Origin of the sequence: Leucobacter sp. Ag1 (genome assembly GCF_000980875.1) — a bacterium.
Lineage (GTDB): Bacteria > Actinomycetota > Actinomycetes > Actinomycetales > Microbacteriaceae > Leucobacter > Leucobacter iarius.
The window spans coordinates 55,912-81,739 of the sequence record NZ_LAYO01000105.1; the positions used below are offsets into that span (position 1 = coordinate 55,912).

Here is a 25,828-nt window from a genome sequence, read left to right on the forward strand (position 1 = left end):
GGCCTCGGCGACGGGCGGTCGCGGCCCCGCTGGGCGACGGTCAGCCCCGCTGGGCGTCCTCGCGCCGCCGCCAGCTGATCGTGTGCTCCGGGCGGAACCCCCGAGCGCAACGCGCGCAGGACGACACCCGGGTCGGCTTGCGGAAGCGGAAGTGCTCGTGCCCGGCGGGGCAGGTGCCCACCCACGGCGCCAGCTCGTGCGCGATCTCGCCGTCGTGCGTCCGTCCGCCGACGTAGCCGATCCCCGCCGCGACCGCCCGCCACTTCGGGCCGTGGCCGGCCGAGGGGCCGGCCATCGCGTGCGCCACCTCGTGCAGCAGCACCTGGTGGATCTCGTCGTCGTCGAACTTCGCCGCGAGATGCCTCGACACGGTGATGCGCCGGTTCGTGTAGTCGCACAGGCCCGCTCGGCGCCGGGCGTGGTCGAAGCCGAAGCTCCAGGCCCGGGGATCCAGGTGCATGCGGATGAGCGCATCGGCCCACACGCGGACGCGCTCGAGGTCAGCCACGGCCGAACAGCTCGCGCGCGGGAGCGGGGGAGTCCACCGCCGTCGCATCGGTCACGGGCGAGGTGCCCCGGATGAGCTCCGAGAGCTCGGCGCCCTCCAGCATGCGCGCCGGGTGCGGCCCGCCGGCCAGCAGGCGCGGCAGCCAGTCCAGCTCGCTCACGTCGCCGTTCGACGCGATCAGCACGACGTTGCCGAACCGTCGGCCTTTCAGCACCTGGGGCTCGGCCACGGCGGCCACGTTCGCGAAGCGGGCGGCGAGCGTTGCCGCCTGACCGCGGACGAAGGGCAGGCCGGTGCCGTCCGCGGCGTTGAGCACCACGAGTCCGTCGGGGGCGAGCAGCGGGCGGACGAGATCGTAGAACTCGAGGCTGGACACGTGCGCGGGCGTGCGGGCGCCCGCGAAGATGTCGACGATCACGAGGTCCATCGCCCCCTGCATCCCGGCGGGGAGCTTCGCGAGCACCGCGCGGGCGTCGCCGCGACGTACGCGGATGCTCGCTCGCTTCGGCAGCGGCGCGTGCTCGCGCACCAGATCGACGAGCGCGTCCTCGATCTCGATGACCTGCTGCCGGCTGCCGGGGCGGGTGGCCTCGACGTAGCGCGGCAGGGTGAAGGCGCCGCCCCCGAGGTGCAGCGCCGAGATGGGGGCGCCGCTCGGGCGGAACAGGTCGATGACGTGGCCGATGCGGCGGATGTACTCGAAGAACAGGTCCGACGGGTCGTCGAGGTTCACGTGCGACTGCGGAGTGCCGTCGACCACGAGCTGCACGGCGCCGGGCACGAAGCGGTCGTCCTCGATCTCGGCCACGAGCCCGGAGGACAGGATCCGGGACCGTGCGGGCTGCTCGCTCACGCGGTGCGTGCGGTGAGGCCGAGCTCGGCGAGCTTGGAGCGCAGGTCCCCGTCGCTCGGCTCGACCTGGTGGGTGCCGTCGGGGAACGTCACGACCGGGATGTTCGTGCGTCCGCTGATGTCGCGCGCAACGTCGGCGGCGGCCGGATCCTCGACCAGGTCGACCCACTCGAACGGCACCTCGAGGTCGTTCAGTACGCGCTTGGCGCGTCGGCAATCGCCGCACCAGTCGGCGCCGAAGACGCGGATCTGCGGTGCTGCGGAAGCGGATGCGGTGGAATCGCTCATGCGTCGATCCTACGCTCCCGCCGTTGCCAGGCGGCTGCCGACAGGATCGCGACGGCGGTGCCGAGCAGCGCACCGCCGATGGTGTCCGTGAGCCAGTGCACGTGCAGGGCGGTGCGGCTCCACATCATGAGCAGGACCCAGAACGCCGCTGCCGCGAAGAGCAGCTTCGCGATCGTCGGCGGCGCGGTGCGCGCCAGGACGATCGCGACGGCGACCGCCAGGGTCGCCGCCGAGAGGGAGTGGCCCGACGGGTACGAGGATCCGGCCGCGTGGATCAGCATGTCGGCGGGACGCTGGCGTCCGATCAGGAGCTTCAGCAGCTCGGAGGCGGCGACGCCGACCACGAGCGCGGTGATCAGGATCCCCGCATCGCGCGGCCGGCGCGCGGCGAAGAGCCCGGCGCAGGCGATGAGTCCGCAGGTGACGACTCCGATCCAGCCGCCGATGCCGGCGAGGTCGGTCGCGAGGACCGCGGCGAAGCTGCCGCGCTCAGCCCCGATCGCATCGTGCCAGGCCGTGTCGACGGGCGTGGGGTCGCCCCCGCTGACCAGTAGGTACACGCCGAAGGCGATGACCACCGCGATGGCGAGCCAGGCGCACGCGATCGCGCTGCCGCTGATGCCCCGCGCTCGCGGGCTCCGTGCCTCGATCATCCCCACACCCTAACGACGCCGGAGCGGCGGATCCTGGGCGGCGGCGCAGAGCCGGTTGGCCCGGTGGCCCGTGGCCTGCGGCCGGCAGTCGGCCGGCTACGCTCCGAGCTCGGCGATCACCGCGTCGGCACGATCGCTCTGCCCGGTCTCGCGCAGCACCTCGATGAGCTCGCCGGCGGCGTGGGCCCGCTCGTTCGTCAGGCGCGCGACCGCGAAGCCTTCGAAGGCCGACTCCAGCGACCAGACGGCGCCCGTGGTGTCGCCCGCGGAGCGCTGCAGGCGCCCCGCCAGCCAGAACGCGTGCGCGGCGTCCGAGATCCGGCCGGCCTGGGCGAACTCCTCGCCGGCGCGCTGCGCGGCCGAGACCGCCTCCGCGTGCTCGGGCGCATCCGCCCGGGTCGCGGATCCCGTGGCGCCGAGGCTCCGCGCGAGAGTGTCGCGCAGCGTGGCCAGGGTCAGCAGGTGCTCGATCCGGCGGCTCTCGGTGAGCTCCTCGGTCAACGCGGGCTCGGGGACGTGCTCCTCGGTGCGGGCCAGAGCCGCGCGCAGGCGCGCGACGAGCTCGGCGCAGTCCGCCACCTGCGCCGCGACGGGGGCCCAGCCGACGAGCACCTGCGCGATCAGCCCGTCCTCGGAGCCGGCGGCTTCCAGACGGGGGATCGCGGCGGCGTAGCGCTCGTGCGCCGCGCTCGCATCGCCGGCGAGCTCCGCGGCCTTCGCCGCCTCGGCCCAGCAGATCCCGGCGAACTCGAGCCGGCCCTCGGCTTGCGCGAGCGCCGCCGCGAGGGCGTAGTCGTCGGACGCGGTCAGGTACGCGCGCATGCCGGCCTGGGTCTCGGCGCGGGCGTACGCTTCGTCGGCGTTCGCGGGCTCCGGGCGGGCATCGGCCGGCAGGTCGTCGGTGTCCGGCCGGGTCGGATCCCCGGCATCGCCGTCGACCTCGGTCGTGGCATCGGACGGAGCGTCGGAGTCCCCGTCGGATGCCTCAGGAGAGGGGTCGCCGAGGCGGCCGAGCAGCAGCTCGTGCTCCGCGCGCCGGCTGGCGAGGGCCCGGGCGACCTGGTCGGCGTAGTAGCCGGTGCCGTTGCGGCGGTCGAACTGCGCCGCGAGCGCCTCGGTCTCGGCACGCACCCACGTGTGGAGCTCACCGAGGGTCGGGGCGGCGGGGGTGCTGAGACCCGTGGGCAGCTCGCTCCGGTCGAGGTTCGCGGAGAGCCCCGAGAGGACCCCGAGCAGGAACCGGAGCCGGAAGAGCGGGGTGGATGCATCGAGCAGCAGGCGGCCCGTGTCGGTGCGCAGCTGCTGCAGCGCCCGATCGAGCGCGCCGCCGATGGCGAGGAGCTCGAATGCCTGACCGTGGGCGGGGGCGAAATCGCTGCCCTCGGCGCTCGAGTACGTGGCGACCGCCCTGCGGTAGCTGCGGGTGGCGAGCTCGGCGTCGCCCGCGCGCAGCGCTGCGAGGGCCAGCGCGTGCATGGTGCGGGTGGGCTCGAGATTGCAGGTGCCGGTCGAGGTCCGACCGATCGCCACGGCCTCCTCGTAGCGGCCGAGCTCGGTGAAGTAGTCGGTCTGCTGGCCCACGGTGCAGGTCGCGCAGTCCTCGAGCTCGTCGCGGTCGCCCGTGATCCAGTCGATGCGCGCTCGCTCCATGTCGGCGCTGCCGGTGTGCCAGGCCCAGCGGAAGCGCGACATGCGGACCGAGGATCCGCCCTTGCCCGCGACCGCGAAGCGGTGGGCCATATCGGCGAGGAACGCGTCGGCCTGCTCGGCCGTGATCTCGGGGTAGTCGGGCAGGTCGCCCGCGATCCACTTGAACTCCCAGAACAGGTTGCGCTCGTCGGCCTCGTCGAACAGTTCGGGGCGGGAGTCCCAGAGGCGGAGCGTACGGGCGAAGGCGACGAAACCCTGCTTGCCCAGGTTCGCGAAGGTGTAGGCCTCGACGAGGTCGAGCAGAGCCTGGGGCAGCTGGCGCTCGGGGCCGTCGGTCTCGAGTCGGCGGACCAGGGCCTCGGTGGCCGAGGTGCGGGCGACGCCGTAGGGGAGACGTCGGAGGGTGCGGAGTTCGTGGTCGATGTCCTTGGCCAACGGAGTTCCTTTCTCGGGTGCCCGGTCAGGCGGTGTCGGGATCGTCGCCGAGCGACGCGTCGAGCAGCACGCTCAGCGCGTCGCCGAGGGCGACGGCTTCGGCCGAGTGCAGGTCGTCACCGGCCAGCATCACCGCCGAGAGGTAGAGGGAGTTGAGCCCGGCGTCGAACACGCCGCCGGCCGGGGCCGCGAGGAGCCTGCGGACCACCGCGGAGTCGTCGTTGAGCACGAGGGTGCGCGTGCGGGCGCTGACCTCGGGGTCGGAGAACGCGTCGAGGAGACCGCTCCAGAGCCCGGGGGCCGCCGAGCGCTCGCGGTCGAGGTCGCGGCGCTGCTCGCCCGCGGAATCGCGGAGGAGCATCGCGGGAACGGCCGACGGCTCGAAGCTGCGCACGATGACGTCGCAGTCGGCGCTCTCGAGCAGCTCCCGCGAACGGGCGACGGCGTCGGCGACCTCGAGCTCGCGCTCGAGATCGGGTACGCGGAGCACGTGCACGAGATCGGCGTTCGAGAGCTCGCGCACCTTCCAGCCGGGCCGCGCGGCCAGCTGCTGAAGCAGGTCGAGATCGTAGACGTAGCCGGCGTTGACCACCACGAGCCCCTGAGCGCGGGCGACGGTGGCGACGCGCCGGAACGACTCGGTGGTGGTCGAATAGACGACCTCGCCGCGCTCGGCGACCTGGGCGAGCGTGAGGGGGCCGTCGGTGGTCTCGAAGGGGAGGACGCGGGCGACGAGCTCGAGCATGTCGGGTTCGGTGACCGCGAGCGCGCGCAGCGCGAGGTGATGGGTGCGGATGAAGTCGGCGGCGAGCCGCGATCCACTGGTCAGCGTGCGCGCGGCCCAGGCGATGATCTGGGCGCCGAGCGCTTCGCGGGCGGCCTGGAGCACCTCGTCGTCGTGCAGCTGCTCGCGCGACGCCGTCGGCGAGAGCCCCTCGGCGTCGATGACCGCACGCGTGAAGAACGCCCAGTCGGGCAGGATCCGGTCGACGCGCGAACCGAGGAGCATGCGCTTCGTGTAGACCCGGTGCTGGCCGCTGCCGGGGGACACCGCCTGCGGCAGGATGAAGGCGACGCCGCTGATGCCGGCGACCGGCAGGTCGAGGTCGATGCGACCGAGCGGCGTGAACCCGAAGAGCGACTCGCAGGCCCGATCCAGCGCGCGCTCGCGCTCGCCGGGCACGGGGTACTCCGCGCGCCAGGGCAGCTCGGGTGCGGTGATCCGCTGCCAGAGCGGGCCGACGCCCTCGACCGGCACCTCGACCGCGACGTCGAACGGCAGGAACCCGCCGTATTCGGTCGCCAGGTCGACGACGGTGCGGTTCGCGAGCCAGTGCCGGGTATCGCTGCGTGCGGTCAAGCGCACCGCGGTGCCGACCTCGACCTCCTCGCCGCCCAGCTCCTCGACGTCGAAGGTCCCGTCGGCCCGGCCGGTCCACCGGATCGGCACGGCGCCGGGCCGTGCCGATCGCGAGCGGACCTCGATCTCGTCGGCCACCATGAACGCCGCGAGCATGCCGATGCCGAACTGTCCGATGAACTCCGAACGGCCGAGCCCCAGGTCCGCGTCGCGCTTCGAGGACCGGCCGATGGTCGCGAGCAGCTCCGCGGCTTCTGCCGCGGTCAGCCCGATGCCGGTGTCGACGACGCTGAGCGTCGCCCGGCCGTCCGGGTCGGTGCCGGTCGTGATCCGGACCGTCGCCGGAGCGGACGGATCGAGCTCGCGCCGTGCGGTGAGCGCGTCGACGGCGTTCTGCAGCAGTTCGCGCACGAAGACCTGCGGTCCCGAGTACAGGTGGCGGGACAGCAGGTCGACCATGCCGGTGAGGTCGACCTGGAAGCGTTCGGACATGCGGTCTTTCTGAGAGGAGAGCTGAGCGGTCGGGGGAGGCTCTGGCGCTCGCCTACTCGGCGCTGCGTGCGGCGACCGCCGCCGCTGCCTCGGGGAACTGCTCGTTGAGCGACTCGAAGAAGGCGCCGCCCGTGTTGATCACGCAGAGCAGGTGCTGCGTCAGCTGCTCGTCGGTGAGGCCGTGCTCGTAATCGACGTTGAGCTCGCAGTGCACGCGCACCTTGCCCTCGTCGTCGGGGCGGGCGTAGGTCTTCGGCCAGAGCTTCTCGGTGTTCCAGGTGTTGCAGGCCACGAGCGCGCGCTCGAACTCGGCCTGGCTGAGCTCGCCGTACCAGGTGCCGCGCACGCAGAAGAGCTCCTGCTTCTCGCCGTTCACGAAGAAGTAGAAGAAGCCGTTCTCCCAGCCGCCTCCGATGTCTCCGTCGGAATCGACCCGGTACTGCCAGCCGGCGTTCTCGAGGGCGTGCTTGACGCGGTCCTTGGAGAGCGGAGCGAGCGCTCCGCCGCCGGCGGCGGGGGTCTGTTCCTTGGTGAAGAAGCCCATGGGAGATCCTTTCGGTCGGTGGTGCGCCGAAGGGGGAACGGCGTCGGATTCAGCGTATGCGATCCGACCGACATCCGAGGCGGCCGATTTGCTCCCGATGAGGCGCACAAAAACAGTGCTGGACAGGCGCGTGCATATCGGTTAGAGTCGATAGTTGCACTTCGGACACTAGTCTGCCTTCATATAGCGGTTGGCCGTCAGCTCCAGTTCGAGCGCCTCACCGCGTGTTCCGAAGCGACTCACACTGAGACCTGGTCAACCGGCCCGACGGGGCCCACGGAGGTAGTTTCCTTGGCTGCTGCGCGCAACGCAACTTCCACGCCCACTCCGAAGAACGGTCGCGATCACTCGCGACTGTCCTTCGCCAAGATTTCCGACACGCTGTCGATGCCGAACCTGCTGGCACTGCAGCTCGAGAGCTTCGACTGGCTCGTCGGCAACGACGCGTGGAAGACGCGCGTCGTCGAGGCACAGTCCGAAGGGCGCGACGACATCGCGCTGAAGAGCGGCCTCGAAGAGATCTTCGACGAGATCTCGCCCATCGAGGACAACGCCGGCACCATGCAGCTGTCGTTCGAGAACCCGATCCTCGACGAGCAGAAGTTCTCGATCGAGGAGTGCAAGGAGCGGGGCAAGACCTACTCCGCGCCCCTCTACGTCGAGGCGGCGTTCTACAACACCGAGACTCAGGTGCTGAAGAGCCAGACGGTCTACATGGGCGACTTCCCCATCATGACCGACAAGGGCACCTTCATCATCAACGGCACCGAGCGCGTCATCGTCTCGCAGCTCGTCCGCAGCCCCGGCGTCTACTTCGAGCGCGCCCAGGAGAAGACCTCCGATAAGGACGTCTTCACCGCTCGCGTGATCCCCAGCCGCGGTGCGTGGCTCGAGTTCGAGGTCGACAAGCGCGATCAGGTCGGTGTCCGCATCGACCGCAAGCGCAAGCAGTCGGTCACCGTGTTCCTCAAGGCGCTCGGCATGACGAGCGAGGAGATCCTCGAGGAGTTCGCCGGCTACGAGTCGATCGCGCTCACCCTCGAGAAGGACGGCATCCTCACGCAGGAGGAAGCGCTCAAGGACATCTACCGCAAGCAGCGTCCGGGCGAGCAGGTGGCCATCGAGGCCGCGCGCGCTCTGCTCGACAACAGCTACTTCAACCCGAAGCGCTACGACCTCGCGAAGGTCGGCCGCTACAAGATCAACCGCAAGCTCGGCATCGATGCGCCCATCACCGATTCGGTGCTGTCGCTCGAGGACATCGTCGCGACCATCAAGTACCTGGTCGGCCTGCACGCGGGCACCGAGACCCTGCCGGGCGTCCGCGACGGCCAGGCGATCGACGTGCGCCTCGACACCGACGACATCGATCACTTCGGCAACCGCCGCATCCGCGCGGTCGGCGAGCTGATCCAGAACCAGGTGCGCACCGGCCTCAGCCGCATGGAGCGCGTGGTGCGCGAGCGCATGACCACGCAGGACATCGAGGCGATCACGCCGAACACCCTGATCAACACGCGCCCCGTGCTCGCGGCGATCAAGGAGTTCTTCGGCACCTCGCAGCTGTCGCAGTTCATGGATCAGAACAACCCGCTCGCGGGCCTGACCAACAAGCGCCGCCTCTCGGCCCTCGGCCCCGGCGGCCTGTCCCGCGACCGCGCGGGCGTCGAGGTGCGAGACGTGCACCCGTCGCACTACGGCCGCATGTGCCCCATCGAGACCCCTGAAGGCCCGAACATCGGTCTGATCGGCGCGCTCGCGACCTTCGCACGCATCAACGCCTTCGGCTTCATCGAGACGCCGTACCGCCGCGTGCTGAACGGTCAGGTCACCGACCAGGTCGACTACCTCACCGCGCACGAGGAGGACGAGTTCCTCATCGCGCAGGCCGGCGCTCCGCTGACCGCCGAGGGCAAGTTCGCCGAGACCCAGGTCCTCGCCCGCCCCCGCGGCACCGAGGTGCAGATGGTCGACGCCGAGCTCGTCGACTACATGGACGTCTCGCCGCGCCAGATGGTGTCGGTCGGCACCTCGCTCATCCCGTTCCTCGAGCACGACGATGCGAACCGCGCGCTCATGGGCGCCAACATGCAGCGCCAGGCGGTGCCGCTGGTCCGCAGCGAGTCGCCGCTGGTCGGCACCGGCATGGAGGGCTACGCGGCCATCGACGCCGGCGACGTCGTTATCAACGAGAAGGCCGGCGTGGTCGACGAGGTCTCGGCCGACGTCGTCACGATCCAGCTCGACGAGGGCGGCACGAAGAGCTACTACCTCCGCAAGTTCGACCGCTCGAACCAGGGCACGAACTACAACCACCGCGTGATCGTCAAGGCGGGCGAGCGGATCGAGGCCGGCGAGGTCATCGCCGACGGCCCCGCGACCGAGAACGGCGAGCTCGCGCTCGGCAAGAACCTGCTCGTCGCGTTCATGTCGTGGGAGGGTCACAACTACGAGGACGCGATCATCCTGAGCCAGAACCTGGTGAAGGACGACACCCTCTCGTCGATCCACATCGAGGAGTACGACGTCGACGCCCGCGACACCAAGCTCGGCAAGGAGGAGATCACCCGTGACCTCCCCAACGCCAGCATGGAGGCGCTGAAGGATCTGGACGAGCGCGGCATCATCCGCATCGGCGCCGAGGTCCGCCCCGGCGACATCCTCGTCGGCAAGGTCACGCCGAAGGGTGAGACCGAGCTGTCGGCCGAGGAGCGCCTGCTCCGCGCGATCTTCAACGAGAAGAGCCGCGAGGTCCGCGACACCTCGCTCAAGGTGCCGCACGGCGTCTCGGGCACGGTCACCGCGGTCAAGGTCTTCGACGCGGAGAACGACAACGACGACGAGCTCGGCTCGGGCGTCAACCAGCGCGTCGTGGTCTACATCGCTCAGAAGCGCAAGATCACCGAGGGCGACAAGCTCGCGGGCCGTCACGGCAACAAGGGCGTCATCTCGAAGATCCTGCCCGTCGAGGACATGCCGTTCCTCGCCGACGGCACGCCCGTCGACGTCATCCTGAACCCGCTGGGCATCCCCGGTCGAATGAACTTCGGCCAGGTGCTCGAGGTCCACCTCGGCTGGATCGCCAAGCAGGGCTGGAAGGTCGACGGCTCGCCGGAGTGGGCTGCGAAGCTCGCAGAGGCAGCGCTCGAGGCCGCCCCCGGCACCAAGGTCGCGACCCCGGTGTTCGACGGCGCGACCGAGGAGGAGATCTCGGGTCTGCTCGACTCGACCCTGCTCACCCGCGACGGCGAGCGTCTCATCGGCTCGAGCGGCAAGACCCGCCTGTTCGACGGCCGTTCGGGCGAGCCCTTCCCGTACCCGATCTCGGTCGGCTACATGTACATCCTGAAGCTGCACCACCTGGTGGACGACAAGATCCACGCGCGCTCGACGGGCCCCTACTCGATGATCACCCAGCAGCCGCTCGGCGGTAAGGCCCAGTTCGGCGGCCAGCGCTTCGGTGAGATGGAGGTGTGGGCGCTCGAGGCTTACGGCGCCGCGTACGCGCTGCAGGAGCTGCTCACGGTGAAGTCCGACGACATCCTCGGTCGCGTGAAGGTCTACGAGGCCATCGTCCGCGGCGAGAACATCCCCGAGCCGGGCGTCCCCGAGTCGTTCCGCGTGCTCATGAAGGAGATGCAGTCGCTCTGCCTGAACGTCGAGGTCCTGGGTGCCGACGGCAACGCCGTCAACCTGCGCGACAACGACGACGAGGCGCACCGCACCGCCGAGGAGCTCGGCATCAACCTGTCCACCCGCTTCGAGTCGTCGTCGATCGACGAGATCTGAGCTGATCGGCGGCCCCGCCTTCCGGCGGGGCGCCGGCCGATCCCACAAGATACGTTTTTCAGATTCTCAAGGAGAACATTTTGCTCGAGGGTACGAGTTTCAACGAGCTGCAGATCCGTCTGGCGACCGCCGACGATATCCGCGGCTGGTCGTTCGGCGAGGTCAAGAAGCCGGAGACCATCAACTACCGCACGCTGAAGCCCGAGAAGGACGGTCTGTTCGGTGAGCAGATCTTCGGGCCCAGCCGCGACTGGGAGTGCGCGTGCGGCAAGTACAAGCGCGTCCGTTACAAGGGCATCGTCTGCGAGCGCTGCGGCGTCGAGGTGACGAAGTCCAGCGTGCGCCGTGAGCGCATGGGCCACATCGAGCTCGCCGCTCCCGTGACCCACATCTGGTACTTCAAGGGCGTGCCGTCGCGTCTCGGCTACCTGCTCGACATGGCGCCGAAGGACCTCGAGAAGGTCATCTACTTCGCCGCCTACATGATCATCGATGTCGACGTCGAGGGTCGTCACGAGGACATGGGCGAGCTCGAGAACGAGCTCCGTCTGGAGCTCAAGACGCTCGAGGACCAGCGCGACATCCAGATCGCCCAGCGCCAGCAGCAGGCCGAGGCCGACCTCGCCGCGCTCGAGGCCGAGGGTGCCAAGGCCGAGCAGCGCCGTCGCGCCGAGCAGTCGGCCGAGAAGGAGATGGCGGCCCTCCGCAAGAGCTTCGACGACGACATCGCTCGTCTGCAGCGCGTGTGGGAGGACTTCCGCAACCTCAAGGTCGGCGACCTCAAGCCCGAGGACGCGACCTTCGCGGAGCTCATGGACCGCTACGGCGATTACTTCGAGGCCTACATGGGCGCCGAGGCGATCAAGAAGCGTCTCGAGTCCTTCGACCTCGCCGCCGAGAGCGAGGCGCTGCACCTGCAGATCGCCGAGGGCAAGGGCCAGAAGAAGATCCGCGCGATCAAGCGCCTGAAGGTCGTCAGCTCCTTCCTCTCGACGGGCGCGAGCCCGGCCGCGATGGTGCTCGACGTCGTTCCGGTGATCCCCCCGGAGCTGCGCCCGATGGTGCAGCTCGACGGCGGCCGCTTCGCGACCTCGGATCTCAACGATCTGTATCGCCGCGTGATCAACCGCAACAACCGTCTGCGTCGCCTGCTCGATCTCGGCGCGCCCGAGATCATCGTCAACAACGAGAAGCGGATGCTGCAGGAGGCCGTCGACGCGCTGTTCGACAACGGTCGCCGCGGCCGCCCCGTCACGGGCACCGGCAACCGTGCGCTGAAGTCGCTGTCCGACATGCTCAAGGGCAAGCAGGGCCGCTTCCGTCAGAACCTGCTCGGCAAGCGCGTCGACTACTCGGGCCGTTCGGTCATCGTGGTCGGCCCGCAGCTCAAGCTGCACCAGTGCGGTCTGCCCAAGCAGATGGCGCTCGAGCTGTTCAAGCCGTTCGTCATCAAGCGCCTGATCGATCTGTCGCACGCACAGAACATCAAGGCAGCGAAGCGCATGGTGGAGCGCGCCCGCAGCGAGGTCTGGGACGTGCTCGAGGAGATCATCCGCGAGCGCCCGGTGCTGCTCAACCGCGCACCGACCCTGCACCGCCTCGGCATCCAGGCGTTCGAGCCGCAGCTCGTCGAGGGCAAGGCGATCCAGCTGCACCCGCTCGTCTGCACCGCCTTCAACGCGGACTTCGACGGCGACCAGATGGCCGTCCACCTGCCGCTGTCGGTCGAGGCCCAGGCCGAGGCCCGCGTGCTGATGCTCGCGTCGAACAACATCCTGAAGCCGTCGGACGGCCGTCCGGTGACCCTGCCCTCGCAGGACATGATCATCGGTCTGCACCACCTGACCACGGTCAAGGAGGGCGTGCCCGGCGAGGGCCGCGCGTTCGGCTCGATCTCCGAGGCCATCCTCGCGATGGACGAGGGCACCCTCGACCTCGGCGCCAAGGTGAAGCTCCGCCTCACCGGCTACGCCGATGCCGACGGCAACGTCACCGAGGGCCCGCTGCTGGTCGAGACGACCCTGGGTCGTGCGATCTTCAACGAGGCGCTGCCGACCACCTACCCGTACTTCGAGCGGGTGGCCGACAAGGGCAGCCTCTCCGGCCTGGTCAACGACCTCGCCGAGCGGTTCCCCAAGGTGGAGGTCGCCGCGACCCTCGACCGGATCAAGGACGCCGGTTTCTACTGGGCGACCCGTTCCGGTGTGACCGTCGCGCTGTCCGACATCGTGACCCCGTCGAACAAGGCCGAGATCCTCGCGGTGCACGAGAAGGCCGCGGCCGCCGTGCAGAAGAAGTTCGAGCGCGGTCTGATCACCGATGCCGAGCGTCACGCCGAGCTCGTCGAGATCTGGACGGAGGCGACCGACGAGGTCGCCGCCGCCATGCGCGACGCGTTCCCGGCCGACAACACCATCTTCCGCATGGTGTCGTCGGGTGCCCGTGGTAACTGGCTGCAGATCCGCAACATCGCGGGTATGCGCGGCCTGGTGAGCGACCCGAAGGGCGAGATCATCCCCCGCCCGATCATCAACTCGTACCGCGAGGGCCTGTCGGTGGCGGAGTACTTCATCGCGACCCACGGTGCGCGTAAGGGTCTGGCCGATACGGCACTCCGTACCGCCGACTCGGGCTACCTGACCCGTCGTCTGGTCGACGTCTCGCAGGACGTCATCATCCGCGAGGACGACTGCGGCACCCGCCGCGGCCTGGACCTGCCCATCGCCGAGGCCGACGCCAACGGCGTGCTGGTCCGCGACGAGGACGTGGAGAACTCGGTCTACGCTCGCACCCTGGCCGCTGACGCGGTGGATGCGAACGGCACCGTGGTGGCCATCGCCGGATCCGACGTGGGCGACGTGCTCATCGACCAGCTGGTCGAGGCGGGCGTGACCGAGATCAAGGTCCGGTCGGTGCTCACCTGCGAGTCCGCCGTCGGCGTCTGCGCGACCTGCTACGGCCGTTCGCTGGCCACCGGTCAGCGCGTCGACATCGGCGAGGCCGTGGGCATCATCGCGGCGCAGTCGATCGGCGAGCCGGGCACGCAGCTCACCATGCGTACCTTCCACACCGGTGGTTCGGCCTCGGCCGACGACATCACGCAGGGTCTGCCCCGCGTGCAGGAGCTGTTCGAGGCCCGCACCCCGAAGGGCGCGTCGCCGATCGCCGAGGCCGCCGGCCGCATCTCCATCGAGGACACCCCGAAGGGACGTAGCATCCTGCTCGTTCCGGACGACGGCAGCGAAGAGAAGGCCTACCCGGTCCTGAAGCGCTCCACCCTCCTCGTCGAGGACGGCGACCACGTCGAGCTCGGCCAGCCGTTCCTCGCCGGAACGCTGGACCCGAAGGACATCCTGCAGGTCGGCTCCACCGAGCGCGACAAGCACATCCCGGGCGAGCGTGCGGTGCAGAAGTACCTCGTCGAGGGCGTCCAGGGCGTGTACCGCTCGCAGGGCGTGCCGATCCACGACAAGCACATCGAGGTCATCGTCCGCCAGATGCTGCGCAAGGTCACCGTCGTCGACCACGGCGAGACCGAGCTGCTCCCGGGCGAGCTCGTCGACCGCGCGCGCTACCAGCGGATCAACCGCGAGGCGCTGCTCGAGGGCAAGCGCGCCGCGACCGCGCGTCCCGAGGTCATGGGTATCACCAAGGCCTCGCTCGCGACCGAGTCGTGGCTGTCGGCCGCGTCGTTCCAGGAGACGACCCGCGTGCTCACGCAGGCGGCGATCGAGGGCCTCAAGGACCCGCTGATCGGTCTCAAGGAGAACGTCATCATCGGTAAGCTCATCCCGGCCGGCACCGGCCTGAAGAACTACCGCGACGTCGACGTCGAGGCGACGGAGGAGGCGAAGGCGGAGCGCTACCCGAACCGTCTGTTCGCCACCGACACGACCTTCGACGAGAACGACCTGTCGTTCGTGGACTTCGACAGCTTCACCGCTGACGAGTTCAACCCGGGCAACTACAGCTAAGCGCTGAGTCCCATCGGAACGGGCGTCCACCTTCGGGTGGGCGCCCGTTCCGTTTTTCCGCACCGCCGCGCGGGAGCGCGGCGATGTCGGTGCGGTCTTGTACATTTGCCACGATCATGTTCGGATCCCGCCCGCTCGGCGGGCCGCGATTGAGAGGTGCAGCGATGAGCGAAGAGCGCGAGACCCTGCCTGCCGGTTCGCCCGTCGAAGAGACCGAGACCAGCCCCGCCGAGGTCGATGCCGCGATCGCGCGTGCGACCGAGGGCGGAGCGTCCGCCGCTTCCGACGCGGCCCCGGTCGAAGCCGGGACCGGCACGGACGCGGAGACGGGGGAGTCCTCCGCAGCATCCGTGGCCGACGCCGATGCTGCCGCCGAGGCCGAGCTCGAGCACCGTCGCGAAGCCTCGCTCGTCGACACCCAGCTCGATCTTGAGCGCCCCGAGCCCCGCCCCGTCATCGCTCCGGCGGTCGATGAGCTGCCCTCGGCAGCGGCTTCGAAGACCGAGGCATCCGACCTGAGCGACCTCGGTCCCGAGCGGGACGGCGAGATCCGCATCAGCGCGGACCACCCGATGGCCGCGCTCTACGTGCAGACCCCGATGCCCCCCGAGATCCGCGGCAACCGCGGCGCCGGCGTGCTGATCGCGCTCGTCGCCACCGTCGGGTTCGCGCTCGTCTACGCCGGTGTGCTCGCGCTCTGGATCGCTCCCAGCTTCCCGCCCTCGACCTACTTCTCCGAAGGCCTGGTGCCACTGCTGACGTCGTGGGCGTTCATCGCGGCGACCGCGGCGTTCTTCGTTGGCCTCGTGATCGTGGTGCTGGTGGTGGGTCGCGCCGGCTGGTGGGCCTACGTGCTGGGCGGATTCTTCGTGGCGCTGCTGGTCTGGGCGGCGACGGTCGTCGGGCTGCGCCTCGTGCTCGACTCGAACCTCACCGTGCAGGGCCCGCTGTGGCAGCAGCCCGTCGGCGATCCGGGCTGGAACCCGGTCGAACTCGTCCGTTCGCTCGGTTTCTCGGTTCCCGCTCTCGCAGCGGCGCTCGTCGCCCGTGAGGCGACGGTCTGGTTCGGCGCGTGGATCGGCAGCCGCGGCCGCCGGGTGACCGCGCGCAACCGCGCTGCGATCGACGAGTACGAAACCGCGCTCGAGGAATCGCGGACCGCGAAGCCGTGAGCGACGGCGTCCGGCGCGGCGTCACCCGCGGCTACGTGGGCGGCCTCCTCGCCGCGACGCTGATCACCGCCGTCGCCCTGCTGGTCGCTGCCTGGGGCGGCCTCGCGCTGGCGCTGGATCGCGAGCCGGTGAGCGGCTCCGGCGTGCCGATGCCGTCGGCCCCGCTGCTCGTGCTGCTGGCGCTCGCGCTGCTCGGGTGGCTGCTCTGGCGTGCGGCGATCGTGCTGCTGCGCGGGCGCAAGACCCCATCCTGGGACCTGATCCTGATCGCCGGCGGTCTGTCGTACCTCGCCTGGTCCCTGGTCGGGCTGATCGTCGGAATGCCGCTCGCCGACACGTTCGCGAGCCCGTTCGCCGGGGTGCTCGCCGTGATCTGGGTACTCGTCTCCCTGCTCTTCTGGGCGGTACTGGCGCGCCGCGTCTACACTGATCGTGCGACGCCGAAGTGGCCCTGGGAGCGGCACGACGACGGCGGGGCGGAGTGAGCATGGCGATCGGAGAGAGCCTCGAGGACCGGGTATCGGCCGCGGTCGATGCCTGGCTGAGGTGGCTGCCGAGCTGGCAGCCGGGTAGCCAGCGCGCCCGATCCCGCATCTGCCGTCGTTGCATGGGGTCCCCGATCCTGGCGTCGGCGGGTCTCACCGCGGACGTCCCCCACCAGGTCGCGCACGCGTTGAACATGCGCATGCAGCGCATCATCGACCGCACCGTCGACGAGTTCACCTCCGAGGAGCTCCCCGCGCTGCGGGCAGAGCTCGACGGGGACGAGCTCTGGAAGTCCGGCGGCTTCGACCCCGTCGCCGGGCTCGAACCGGAGTACGAGGGGGTCGACCCGGATCCCGAGCCCGAGGACGCCGAACAGCCCTTCCTGTTCACCATGACGGAGCTCGCGGAGCAGAGCCGTCCCGAGCAGCCGCTTCCGCGGCCGCCGCTGAGCTCGGAGGAGAAGCAGCGGCTCCGCCGCGAGATCGAACTCGCCGACCGCTGCGCGGTCGATACCGGGCAGGGCCTCTGCTTCGCGCTGGTGGCCCACCGTCCCCGCATCGAGGCCGCGGTCCAGCGTTTCGTCGAGCCGCAGGTGCAGGCGCTGCTGGCCGAGCTGAGCCGGCACCTCGAGCCGCCGCAGTAGGCGGCTGGACGCCCGCGCGATCCCTTGCGTTTCGCGCTCCTCGGCGCGTATAGTTGACTCTTGGTGTGTTCCACCGACGTTTGCCGTGCCTGGTCTCGGCGGGTGTCGGGGGAGGGCATCTTGGGTCATCCGCCCCGGCGGAACCCCCACGGCATACCTGCACCCGTCGCGCGAGCGGCAGCAGGTCAGCGGTCGCGAGAGCGGCCGCGCATGCTTGTTCATGTAAGCATTCCTGTCACCGTGCAGGAGCAAATAGGAGAATCAGTGCCTACTATTCAGCAGCTGGTTCGCAAGGGCCGGACGCCGAAGGTCTCGAAGACCAAGGCGCCCGCTCTGAAGGCGAACCCTCAGCAGCGCGGTGTGTGCACCCGTGTGTACACCACCACCCCGAAGAAGCCGAACTCGGCGATGCGTAAGGTCGCTCGTGTGAAGCTCTCCAACGGAACCGAGGTCACGGCCTACATCCCCGGTGAGGGCCACAACCTGCAGGAGCACTCGATGGTGCTCGTGCGCGGCGGTCGTGTCAAGGACCTCCCCGGTGTCCGCTACAAGATCGTGCGCGGCGCGCTCGACACGCAGGCGGTCAAGGATCGCCAGCAGGCTCGTAGCCGCTACGGTGCAAAGAAGGTGAAGTAATGCCTCGTAAGGGACCTGCTCCGAAGCGCCCCGTCGTCGCCGATCCGGTGTACGGCTCGCCCGTGGTGAGCCAGCTCGTCAACAAGATCCTCCTGGACGGCAAGAAGGGCCTCGCCGAGCGCATCGTTTACGGTGCTCTCGAAAAGGTCGCCGAGAAGTCTGGCCAGGACGCGGTGACGGTTCTCAAGAAGGCGCTCGACAACGTGCGCCCCACCCTTGAGGTCCGTTCGCGCCGCGTCGGCGGTTCCACCTACCAGGTGCCCGTCGAGGTCAAGCCGCACCGCGCGAACACGCTCGCGCTGCGCTGGCTGACCAGCTACGCCAAGGCTCGTCGTGAGAACACCATGACCGAGCGCCTCACCAACGAGATCCTCGACGCTTCGAACGGCCTCGGTGCCGCGGTCAAGCGCCGTGAGGACACGCACAAGATGGCCGAGTCGAACCGCGCGTTCGCTCACTACCGCTGGTAGCAGCCATCCGGCTCGGGGCGGGTCGCCGATCGCGACCCGCCCCGGCCCCGCGGGCCTGAGCCCGCGATCCGGAAACTTCCCGAAGACCACCACCCCCACCCGGAGGAGACACCTGTGGCACAAGACGTGCTCACGGACCTGAGCAAGGTCCGCAACATCGGCATCATGGCGCACATCGATGCCGGCAAGACCACCACCACCGAGCGCATCCTGTTCTACACGGGTGTCAACCACAAGCTGGGCGAGACCCACGACGGCGCTTCGACGACTGACTGGATGGAGCAGGAGAAGGAGCGCGGCATCACGATCACGTCGGCCGCCGTGACCTGCTTCTGGAACAAGAACCAGATCAACATCATCGACACCCCGGGTCACGTGGACTTCACCGTCGAGGTGGAGCGTTCGCTCCGCGTCCTCGACGGCGCCGTCGCCGTCTTCGACGGCAAGGAGGGCGTCGAGCCCCAGTCCGAGACCGTGTGGCGTCAGGCCGACAAGTACGGCGTCCCCCGCATCTGCTTCGTCAACAAGATGGACAAGATGGGTGCCGACTTCTACTTCACGGTCGACACCATCGTCAGCCGCCTCGGTGCCAAGCCGCTCGTGATGCAGCTGCCCATCGGCGCTGAGAGCGACTTCATCGGCGTCGTCGACCTGCTCTCGATGAAGGCCTTCGTCTGGGAGGGCGACGCCAAGGGCGATGTGACCCTGGGCGCTGCCTACGAGACCCAGGAGATCCCCGCCGACCTCCAGGCCAAGGCCGAGGAGTACCGCGCGAAGCTCGTCGAGACCGTCGCCGAGACCGACGACGCGCTGCTCGAGAAGTTCTTCGGCGGCGAGGAGATCTCGGTCGAGGAGCTCAAGACCGGCATCCGCAAGCTCGTCGTGAACAACGAGATCTACCCCGTGTACTGCGGCTCGGCGTTCAAGAACCGCGGCATCCAGCCGATGCTCGACGCGGTCGTGGACTTCCTCCCGAACCCGCTCGACGTGGGCGCCATCGAGGCGCACGACCCGCGCGACGAGTCGGTCGTCATCGAGCGTCTGCCCGCAGCGGATCAGCCGTTCTCGGCGCTCGCATTCAAGGTCGCCGTGCACCCCTTCTTCGGTCGCCTCACCTACGTGCGCGTCTACTCGGGTCAGCTCGACTCGGGTGCCCAGGTCATCAACTCGACCAAGGGCAAGAAGGAGCGCATCGGCAAGATCTTCCAGATGCACGCCAACAAGGAGATGCCGGTCGACAACCTGACCGCCGGCAACATCTACGCCGTGATCGGTCTGAAGGACACCACCACCGGTGACACCCTCTCGGATCCGAACAACCAGGTCGTGCTCGAGTCGATGACCTTCCCGGAGCCCGTGATCGAGGTGGCCATCGAGCCGAAGACCAAGGGCGACCAGGAGAAGCTGTCGACCGCGATCCAGAAGCTCGCCGAGGAGGATCCGACCTTCCGCGTGAGCCTGAACGCCGAGACCGGCCAGACCGTCATCGCGGGCATGGGCGAGCTCCACCTCGACATCCTCGTGGACCGCATGAAGCGCGAGTTCAAGGTCGAGGCCAACGTGGGCAAGCCCCAGGTGGCCTACCGCGAGACCATCCGTCGCACGGTCGAGAAGTACGACTACACCCACAAGAAGCAGACCGGTGGTTCCGGTCAGTTCGCGAAGGTGCAGATCGCGCTTGCTCCGCTCGTCGGCGAGGACGCGGGCGACAAGCTGTACGAGTTCGAGGACAAGGTGACCGGTGGTCGCGTGCCTCGCGAGTACATCCCGTCGGTCGACGCCGGTATCCAGGACGCGATGCAGTACGGCATCCTCGCCGGCTTCCCCGTCGTGGGTGTCAAGGCGACGCTGCTCGACGGCGCGTACCACGACGTCGACTCCTCGGAGATGGCGTTCAAGATCGCCGGTTCGATGGCCTTCAAGGAGGCCGCTCGTATGGCGCAGCCCGTGCTGCTCGAGCCGCTCATGGCGGTCGAGGTGCGTACTCCCGAGGAGTACATGGGCGACGTGATCGGCGACCTGAACTCGCGTCGCGGTCAGATCCAGTCCATGGAGGATGCATCGGGCGTCAAGGTCATCCGCGCGCTCGTTCCGCTCTCCGAGATGTTCGGGTACATCGGCGATCTGCGGTCGAAGACCAGCGGTCGCGCGGTGTTCTCGATGACCTTCGACTCCTACTCCGAGGTGCCGAAGGCCGTGGCCGAAGAAATCGTTCAGAAGGCTAAGGGCGAGTAACGCCCACCTGGCGGTGGGGTGCTGAGCCCCACCGCCGGAACGCTCGGGTCGATCTTCACGGCGCGAGCTTGTAACATAGGTACACACCCCGTACTCGTGACCTCCGAAACCTTCGGAGGGAAGCGGTACTCAACGTCCTGAGGAGGACCATAGTGGCGAAGGCCAAGTTCGAGCGGACCAAGCCGCACGTGAACATCGGAACCATCGGTCACGTCGATCACGGTAAGACCACTCTTACCGCGGCGATCTCGAAGACTCTTGCTGACAAGTTCCCGTCTGACGTGAACGTCCAGCGCGACTTCGACACGATCGACTCGGCTCCCGAGGAGCGCCAGCGCGGCATCACCATCAACATCTCGCACGTCGAGTACGAGACCGAGAAGCGCCACTACGCGCACGTTGATGCACCGGGCCACGCCGACTACATCAAGAACATGATCACCGGTGCCGCTCAGATGGACGGCGCGATCCTCGTGGTCGCGGCGACCGACGGCATGATGGCTCAGACCAAGGAGCACATCCTCCTCGCCAAGCAGGTCGGCGTTCCCTACCTGCTCGTCGCGCTGAACAAGAGCGACATGGTCGACGACGAGGAGATCCTCGAGCTCGTCGAGATGGAGGTCCGCGAGGAGCTCTCCAAGAACGGCTTCGACGGCGACAACGCTCCCGTCGTGCGCGTCTCGGGCTACGAGGCTCTGCAGGGCAACGAGAAGTGGGTCAACTCCATCCTCGAGCTCATGGCTGCGGTCGACGAGAGCATCCCCGATCCGGTGCGTGACAAGGACAAGCCGTTCCTCATGCCCGTCGAGGACGTCTTCACCATCACCGGTCGTGGAACCGTCGTCACCGGCCGCGCCGAGCGCGGTACCCTCGCCATCAACAGCGAGGTCGAGATCGTGGGTCTGCGTCCGACGCAGAAGACCACCGTCACCGGTATCGAGATGTTCCACAAGCAGCTCGACGAGGCGTGGGCCGGCGAGAACTGTGGCCTGCTGCTCCGCGGCACCAAGCGCGAGGATGTCGAGCGCGGCCAGGTCGTCGTGAAGCCGGGTTCGATCACCCCGCACACCAAGTTCGAGGGCACCGCCTACATCCTGAAGAAGGAAGAGGGCGGCCGTCACAACCCGTTCGAGACGAACTACCGTCCGCAGTTCTACTTCCGTACGACTGACGTGACCGGTGTCATCACCCTGCCCGAGGACAAGCCGATGGTTATGCCCGGCGACACCACCGACATGTCGGTCGAGCTGATCCAGCCGATCGCTATGGAAGAGGGCCTCGGCTTCGCGATCCGTGAGGGTGGCCGCACCGTCGGCGCCGGCACGGTGACCAAGGTCGTCGAGTAAGCATTACTCGATCCTGCAGCGGGGCCGCACCTTCGGGTGCGGCCCCGCTGTCGTTTCCCGGATGCTCGCGCGTGTACGCAATATCGGGCGCAAACGCACTGTGCGTATGTGTTCGATGCGGTGAATACTCGCGCGTGTACACCCTGGTCCTCCGATTCCCGGGCGATCAGGCTGGGAGCATGTCTCCCAGAAAGGTCCTCGCCGCAGAGAAGATCGGCGCGCGGATCCGCGAAGCCCGTCATGAGCTCGGGCTGACCATCGAGGACCTGAGCGCACTCGCCGAGATCGACGCGGCGACGCTGGGCAAGCTGGAGCGCGGCGCCCAGAGCCCCTCCGTCGAGACCGTCGTCCGTGTGGCGAGCGCGCTCGAGGTCGACCCGGGCGTGCTGCTGCAGGGGATCACGGCCGACGACTACGGAAAGCGGGAGCATCGCTTCACCGCACGCGACTTCCTCGCGGAACGCGCGCGTCGTGATCGCTGAGACCGTGTCGCGGGACCGGCGGCCCCGAACGCCATGAACCCCCGCAGAGCCTGCTCTGCGGGGGTTCATGGCGTGCGCGGTGCGGGGCGCCGCGAACGGGTCCGGACTACTCGTTGCCGACCTGCTTGTCGACGTTCGAGCGGACGTCCTCGACCTGCTCCTCAAACTTTCCGCCAGTGACCTTGTTCGCCAGGTCGGCGGCGCCGTCGAGCACCTTGTCGCTGATGCCCTCGGCCTGCTCGCTGTGCAGCGCCTCGCTGATCTTGTCGGCGTTGCCCTTGATGAATTCTCCGGCCTGCTTGCCGAGATCCTCGATACCCATGTCACGTCCTCCGAACGATGTCCGCGACCGCGGTCCCTCCCGCGGCGCTGGATCCGGTGTGAGGCGGACACCTCACGCGCTCATTCTGTCCGAGGATTCGCTTGGAAACACTCCGAGTATTTTCAGGGAATCCGCAGGATAATACTCGTCCTTCGACGAACGCCGCCGCCGGGCGGGCTTCGAGACACCGCGCAGTGGGGCGTTGCAGCGGGCTCACCAGGGCCGGGCCGCTATCCTCGTAGTGGACTCCGGGACCCGCCCGGACCGCAGACCGTCCGATCGAGAAGGGGGCGAAGTGCCGCTCACTGCCACCCAACGCGTCGCGCACTTCCTGAAGCAGTACGGCCTGCTCTACCTGGGGGACTGCCTCGCCTGGGCGGTGGGCATCCTCGCCGCGCTCGTGCTCCGCTTCGACTTCGATCTGTCACGGATCCACTGGGGTTGGACACCGGTGCTGATCCTCGTCACGGCGCTGCTGCAGCTCATCGGGGGCTGGGTGTTCTGGCTCTACCGCTCCCGGTACGAGATCGGCGGCTTCGACGAGGTCCGGGCCATCGTGCTCGAGATCACCGCGGTCACCGTAGTCGCCTGGCTGTTCGCGTACCTGGTGGGCTACGCGAACGGGATCCCGCGCAGCACGATGATCATCGCCGCCCCGATCGCTTTCAGCGTCATGGGCGTACTGCGCTATCTCAAGCGCCTCGGTGCCGAGCAGCGCGCGAAGCCGAGTCGGGGTGCGGAGCGGGTGCTGCTCTACGGCTCCGGGTATCTGGGAGCGCAGACCGCCAAGCGGCTGCTCACCGATGCCGAGTCGAGCCTGCTTCCCGTGGGCTTCCTCGACGACGACGTCGAGAAGCGCAACCACGAGGTGCGCGGCGTGCGCGTGCACGGCGGCTTCGCGGACCTCGCCCGTGCGGTCGAGGAGACGGGCGCGACCGCGATCATGGTCTGCATCGGCGACGCCGACGCGAGCCTGCTGCGGCGCATCGACGAGGCGGCGGATCGGCTCGGGATCCGGGTCATGGTGCTGCCCTCGCTCGAGCAGCTGCTCCTGAACGCCTCCGCGATCTCGGACGTGCGCGACATCTCGATCGAGGATCTGATCGGCCGGCACCCGGTGCGGCTCGAAATGTCCTCCATCGCGCAGTACCTGCAGGATCGCGTGGTGCTCGTGACGGGCGCAGGCGGTTCGATCGGCTCGGAGCTCTCGCGGCAGCTGGCGCGATTCGCGCCGCGCGAGCTGATCCTGCTCGATCGCGATGAGACGGCCCTGCAGGCCGCGCAGCTCTCCATCAGCGGACACGGTCTGCTCGACACCCGCGACGTCGTCCTCGCGGATATCCGGGACGCCGAGACCCTGCGCCAGATCTTCGCCGAGCGGAAGCCCGAGGTGGTGTTCCACGCGGCGGCGCTGAAGCACCTGCCGATGCTGGAGCAGTACCCCGAGGAAGCCTGGAAGACGAACGTGCTCGGGACGCTCAACGTGCTGCGCGCCGCGCAGTCGGTCGGCGTGGGCACCTTCGTGAACATCTCGACCGACAAGGCGGCCAACCCCACGAGCGTGCTCGGGCATTCGAAGCGCGTCGCCGAGAAGCTCACCGCGTGGATGGCACAGGAGACGGGGGAGCGGTACCTCTCGGTGCGCTTCGGCAATGTCATCGGCAGCCGGGGATCCATGCTGCCGACCTTCGCCGCGCTCATCGAGTCCGGCGGCCCGGTCACCGTGACGCACCCCGACGTGACCCGCTTCTTCATGACGATCCCCGAGGCATGCCAGCTGGTCGTGCAGGCTGGAGGCATCGGTCGGCAGGGCGAGGTGCTGATCCTCGACATGGGCGAGCCGGTGCGGATCCTCGACGTCGCGCAGCGCATGATCGCACAGTCGGGCAAGCCGATCGAGATCGTCTTCACCGGGCTGCGGCACGGCGAGAAGCTGCACGAGGAATTGGTCGCCCTGGGCGAGGGCGACGAGCGCCCCTTCCACCCGAAGATCTCGCACGCGCACGTCGATGTGCTCGCGCCCGACCGGCTCGACCACGACGGCTGGGTGGCGCGCCTGGACCTCACCGATGAGGCCGGGGAGCGGGTCCAGTGAGCCTCGCCCTCATCGCATCGCTCGTCGCCGGTGCCACGCTGCTGCTGAGCCTGCTGCTGCCGTTCGCGGTGCGCCCGCTCCTGGTCCGGCTCGGGATCATGGACGTCCCGAACGAACGATCCTCGCACTCGCGTCCCGTGCTGCGCGGCCTCGGTCTGGCGGTGCTCATCGCCATGCTCGTCGGCGGCCTGCTCGGTGTGCTGCTGCTCGGGGGGAACGGGGGGTTCCCCGACCGGTGGGACCTGCTGCTGGTCATCGTGCTGGCTTCGCTCGCAGCCGGGCTGCTGGGCCTGGGCGAGGACCTGCACGGCGTGAGCGTGCGCGCACGGAGCATCTGGCTCATCCTCATCGCGCTGGCAGGGCCGGGCGCGCTGCTGCTGCTCGCCACGCGCCCGACCTCCGGCGGGAGCTTCGCCTGGATCGCGGGTACGCCCGGGTCGCCGCTCCAACTCGAGTGGTTGAGCGCGATCCTCCTGCTGCTCTATGCGATGCTGTTCGTCTCGGGCTACATCAACGTGGCGAACTTCGTCGACGGTCTGAACGGGATCAGCGGCCTGCACGGGGTCATCGCAGGGCTCGCCTTCGCCGCCGCGGGGTGGATGACCGGGCTCGGCTGGCTGGTGCTCGCGGGCCTGGTGCTCGCCGCAGGCTTCGCCGGCTTCCTGCCGTGGAACCTCACGAAGCCCGGCGCGTTCCTCGGAGACGTCGGCAGCTACCTGCTCGGCGGCGCGGTCGCGATCACGAGCTTCGCCGCGCTGCTCGCCGGTGTGCCGCTGCTCGCGACGATCGGTCCGATGGTGATCACCTTCGGCGACGTGGGGGTCACGCTCGTGAAGCGCGTCCGCGAGGGCAAGCGCTGGGACGAGCCGCACAAGGAGCACACCTACCAGCGGATCGAGCAGCGGGGCTACTCGCACTTGCAGGCGTCCCTGCTCGCCGCCGGCTGCACGCTGCTCACCTCGCTCCTCGGCCTGGGCTCGCTGTTCGTCGGATTCGGGGGAGCGATCGCTCTGTTCGCGGCGGGTCTCGCGGTGCTGCTCGTCTATCTCGCGCTTCCGCGACTGCTGCCGGCGCGCACGGTCTAGGCGCCCGACAGCAGGGGTTCCGGGCAGGATCCGGACGCGGCTCGCGGGCGCGACACGCCCGGGTTGCACGATGCATGAAGCCCGTGCGAGAATAGACAGGTTCAGCATTCCCCGCCTGTGCGGGGATCACTGCCAGGCAGTGCATCACCACCGCGGTCCGCCGCGGGTCCGGTGAGGCCGCGGGGAGCGAACACCAGCCCGCATGTCGCACGTCGGCCAGACGAGAGTCCGGCCGTCTTCGCATGTGTGCGGGCTTTGACAGGTGAACAGAGACCCAGCATTCGTTCGTTCAGATCGGGGTGCCAGGGCGC

The 25,828-nt window shown here is 68.9% G+C and carries 20 protein-coding genes; 12 read left to right on the forward strand and 8 right to left on the reverse strand.

Features of this window, described 5'->3' with window-relative positions; translation table 11 throughout:
- Positions 1 to 40 precede the first annotated feature (40 nt).
- The 7 genes from XM48_RS12535 to XM48_RS12565 all read right to left on the reverse strand — a co-directional run bounded on the left by XM48_RS12535 (position 41) and on the right by XM48_RS12565 (position 6,782).
- Positions 41 to 508, reverse strand: coding sequence for a SprT-like domain-containing protein (locus XM48_RS12535; RefSeq protein WP_046456168.1), 468 nt, complete (start codon positions 506 to 508; stop codon positions 41 to 43).
- Entirely contained in the window at positions 501 to 1,361 is an 861-nt protein-coding gene (locus tag XM48_RS12540; RefSeq protein ID WP_046456169.1) for a spermidine synthase, read from the reverse strand. The genes XM48_RS12535 and XM48_RS12540 overlap by 8 nt, the downstream gene beginning before the upstream one ends.
- Complete coding sequence (locus tag XM48_RS12545; RefSeq protein ID WP_046456170.1) at positions 1,358 to 1,648, reverse strand: glutaredoxin domain-containing protein; 291 nt, start codon at positions 1,646 to 1,648, stop codon at positions 1,358 to 1,360. The genes XM48_RS12540 and XM48_RS12545 overlap by 4 nt, the downstream gene beginning before the upstream one ends.
- The gene (locus XM48_RS12550) at positions 1,645 to 2,301 is read right to left on the reverse strand and encodes a phosphatase PAP2 family protein (protein WP_046456171.1); all 657 of its coding nucleotides are present in this window, start codon (positions 2,299 to 2,301) and stop codon (positions 1,645 to 1,647) included. Before XM48_RS12550 ends, XM48_RS12545 begins: the two co-directional genes overlap by 4 nt.
- Positions 2,302 to 2,397: 96 nt before the next feature.
- Positions 2,398 to 4,386, reverse strand: a complete 1,989-nt coding sequence (locus XM48_RS12555; RefSeq protein ID WP_046456172.1) for a hypothetical protein — start codon at positions 4,384 to 4,386, stop codon at positions 2,398 to 2,400.
- Positions 4,387 to 4,411: 25 nt separating this feature from the next.
- The gene (locus XM48_RS12560) at positions 4,412 to 6,238 is read right to left on the reverse strand and encodes an HSP90 family protein (RefSeq protein ID WP_046456173.1); all 1,827 of its coding nucleotides are present in this window, start codon (positions 6,236 to 6,238) and stop codon (positions 4,412 to 4,414) included.
- Between the two features lie 52 nt (positions 6,239 to 6,290).
- Positions 6,291 to 6,782 (reverse strand): YbjN domain-containing protein, encoded by a 492-nt coding sequence (locus XM48_RS12565; RefSeq protein ID WP_046456174.1) that lies wholly within the window; start codon positions 6,780 to 6,782, stop codon positions 6,291 to 6,293.
- 291 nt (positions 6,783 to 7,073) lie between these two features.
- On the opposite strand from XM48_RS12565, the gene rpoB reads away from it, so the two are divergent.
- The 10 genes from rpoB to XM48_RS12615 all read left to right on the forward strand — a co-directional run bounded on the left by rpoB (position 7,074) and on the right by XM48_RS12615 (position 22,015).
- On the forward strand, positions 7,074 to 10,571 hold the full coding sequence (gene rpoB / locus XM48_RS12570; protein WP_046456175.1) for a DNA-directed RNA polymerase subunit beta: 3,498 nt from the start codon (positions 7,074 to 7,076) through the stop codon (positions 10,569 to 10,571).
- An 80-nt stretch (positions 10,572 to 10,651) separates the two neighbouring features.
- On the forward strand, positions 10,652 to 14,545 hold the full coding sequence (locus XM48_RS12575; protein WP_046456176.1) for a DNA-directed RNA polymerase subunit beta': 3,894 nt from the start codon (positions 10,652 to 10,654) through the stop codon (positions 14,543 to 14,545).
- A gap of 164 nt (positions 14,546 to 14,709) precedes the next feature.
- Entirely contained in the window at positions 14,710 to 15,717 is a 1,008-nt protein-coding gene (locus XM48_RS12580; protein ID WP_046456177.1) for a hypothetical protein, read from the forward strand.
- Entirely contained in the window at positions 15,714 to 16,202 is a 489-nt protein-coding gene (locus XM48_RS12585; protein ID WP_046456178.1) for a hypothetical protein, read from the forward strand. The genes XM48_RS12580 and XM48_RS12585 overlap by 4 nt, the downstream gene beginning before the upstream one ends.
- A 2-nt stretch (positions 16,203 to 16,204) precedes the next feature.
- Positions 16,205 to 16,846 (forward strand): hypothetical protein, encoded by a 642-nt coding sequence (locus XM48_RS12590; protein WP_046456179.1) that lies wholly within the window; start codon positions 16,205 to 16,207, stop codon positions 16,844 to 16,846.
- A 264-nt stretch (positions 16,847 to 17,110) separates the two neighbouring features.
- A complete protein-coding gene (rpsL, locus tag XM48_RS12595; RefSeq protein WP_046456180.1) occupies positions 17,111 to 17,482 on the forward strand; it encodes a 30S ribosomal protein S12 in 372 nt (123 codons plus the stop codon).
- The gene (rpsG, locus tag XM48_RS12600) at positions 17,482 to 17,952 is read left to right on the forward strand and encodes a 30S ribosomal protein S7 (protein WP_046456181.1); all 471 of its coding nucleotides are present in this window, start codon (positions 17,482 to 17,484) and stop codon (positions 17,950 to 17,952) included. The genes rpsL and rpsG overlap by 1 nt, the downstream gene beginning before the upstream one ends.
- Before the next feature lie 114 nt (positions 17,953 to 18,066).
- Entirely contained in the window at positions 18,067 to 20,187 is a 2,121-nt protein-coding gene (fusA, locus tag XM48_RS12605; protein WP_046456182.1) for an elongation factor G, read from the forward strand.
- Between the two features lie 152 nt (positions 20,188 to 20,339).
- Entirely contained in the window at positions 20,340 to 21,533 is a 1,194-nt protein-coding gene (gene tuf, locus XM48_RS12610; protein WP_046456183.1) for an elongation factor Tu, read from the forward strand.
- Between the two features lie 179 nt (positions 21,534 to 21,712).
- A complete protein-coding gene (locus XM48_RS12615; RefSeq protein ID WP_046456226.1) occupies positions 21,713 to 22,015 on the forward strand; it encodes a helix-turn-helix domain-containing protein in 303 nt (100 codons plus the stop codon).
- 106 nt (positions 22,016 to 22,121) lie between these two features.
- Here XM48_RS12615 and XM48_RS12620 read toward each other — a convergent pair whose 3' ends face one another.
- Entirely contained in the window at positions 22,122 to 22,337 is a 216-nt protein-coding gene (locus XM48_RS12620; RefSeq protein ID WP_046456184.1) for an antitoxin, read from the reverse strand.
- A 295-nt stretch (positions 22,338 to 22,632) separates the two neighbouring features.
- Here XM48_RS12620 and XM48_RS12625 point away from each other — a divergent pair, with 295 nt between their 5' ends.
- On the forward strand, positions 22,633 to 24,432 hold the full coding sequence (locus XM48_RS12625; RefSeq protein ID WP_046456185.1) for a nucleoside-diphosphate sugar epimerase/dehydratase: 1,800 nt from the start codon (positions 22,633 to 22,635) through the stop codon (positions 24,430 to 24,432).
- Entirely contained in the window at positions 24,429 to 25,517 is a 1,089-nt protein-coding gene (locus XM48_RS12630) for a UDP-phosphate alpha-N-acetyl-D-fucosaminephosphotransferase (RefSeq protein ID WP_052961498.1), read from the forward strand. The genes XM48_RS12625 and XM48_RS12630 overlap by 4 nt, the downstream gene beginning before the upstream one ends.
- The last annotated feature ends 311 nt before the right edge of the window (positions 25,518 to 25,828 follow it).

What these genes read in the sequence shown, in the direction of transcription:
- XM48_RS12620 (WP_046456184.1), bottom strand. Translation starts at nt 22,337, where the DNA reads ATGGGTATCGAGGATCTCGGCAAGCAGGCCGGAGAATTCATCAAGGGC.
- XM48_RS12615 (WP_046456226.1), top strand. Translation starts at nt 21,713, where the DNA reads ATGTCTCCCAGAAAGGTCCTCGCCGCAGAGAAGATCGGCGCGCGGATC.
- XM48_RS12550 (WP_046456171.1), bottom strand. Translation starts at nt 2,301, where the DNA reads ATGATCGAGGCACGGAGCCCGCGAGCGCGGGGCATCAGCGGCAGCGCG.
- XM48_RS12580 (WP_046456177.1), top strand. Translation starts at nt 14,710, where the DNA reads ATGAGCGAAGAGCGCGAGACCCTGCCTGCCGGTTCGCCCGTCGAAGAG.
- rpsG (WP_046456181.1), top strand. Translation starts at nt 17,482, where the DNA reads ATGCCTCGTAAGGGACCTGCTCCGAAGCGCCCCGTCGTCGCCGATCCG.
- XM48_RS12560 (WP_046456173.1), bottom strand. Translation starts at nt 6,238, where the DNA reads ATGTCCGAACGCTTCCAGGTCGACCTCACCGGCATGGTCGACCTGCTG.
- XM48_RS12545 (WP_046456170.1), bottom strand. Translation starts at nt 1,648, where the DNA reads ATGAGCGATTCCACCGCATCCGCTTCCGCAGCACCGCAGATCCGCGTC.
- XM48_RS12590 (WP_046456179.1), top strand. Translation starts at nt 16,205, where the DNA reads ATGGCGATCGGAGAGAGCCTCGAGGACCGGGTATCGGCCGCGGTCGAT.
- XM48_RS12565 (WP_046456174.1), bottom strand. Translation starts at nt 6,782, where the DNA reads ATGGGCTTCTTCACCAAGGAACAGACCCCCGCCGCCGGCGGCGGAGCG.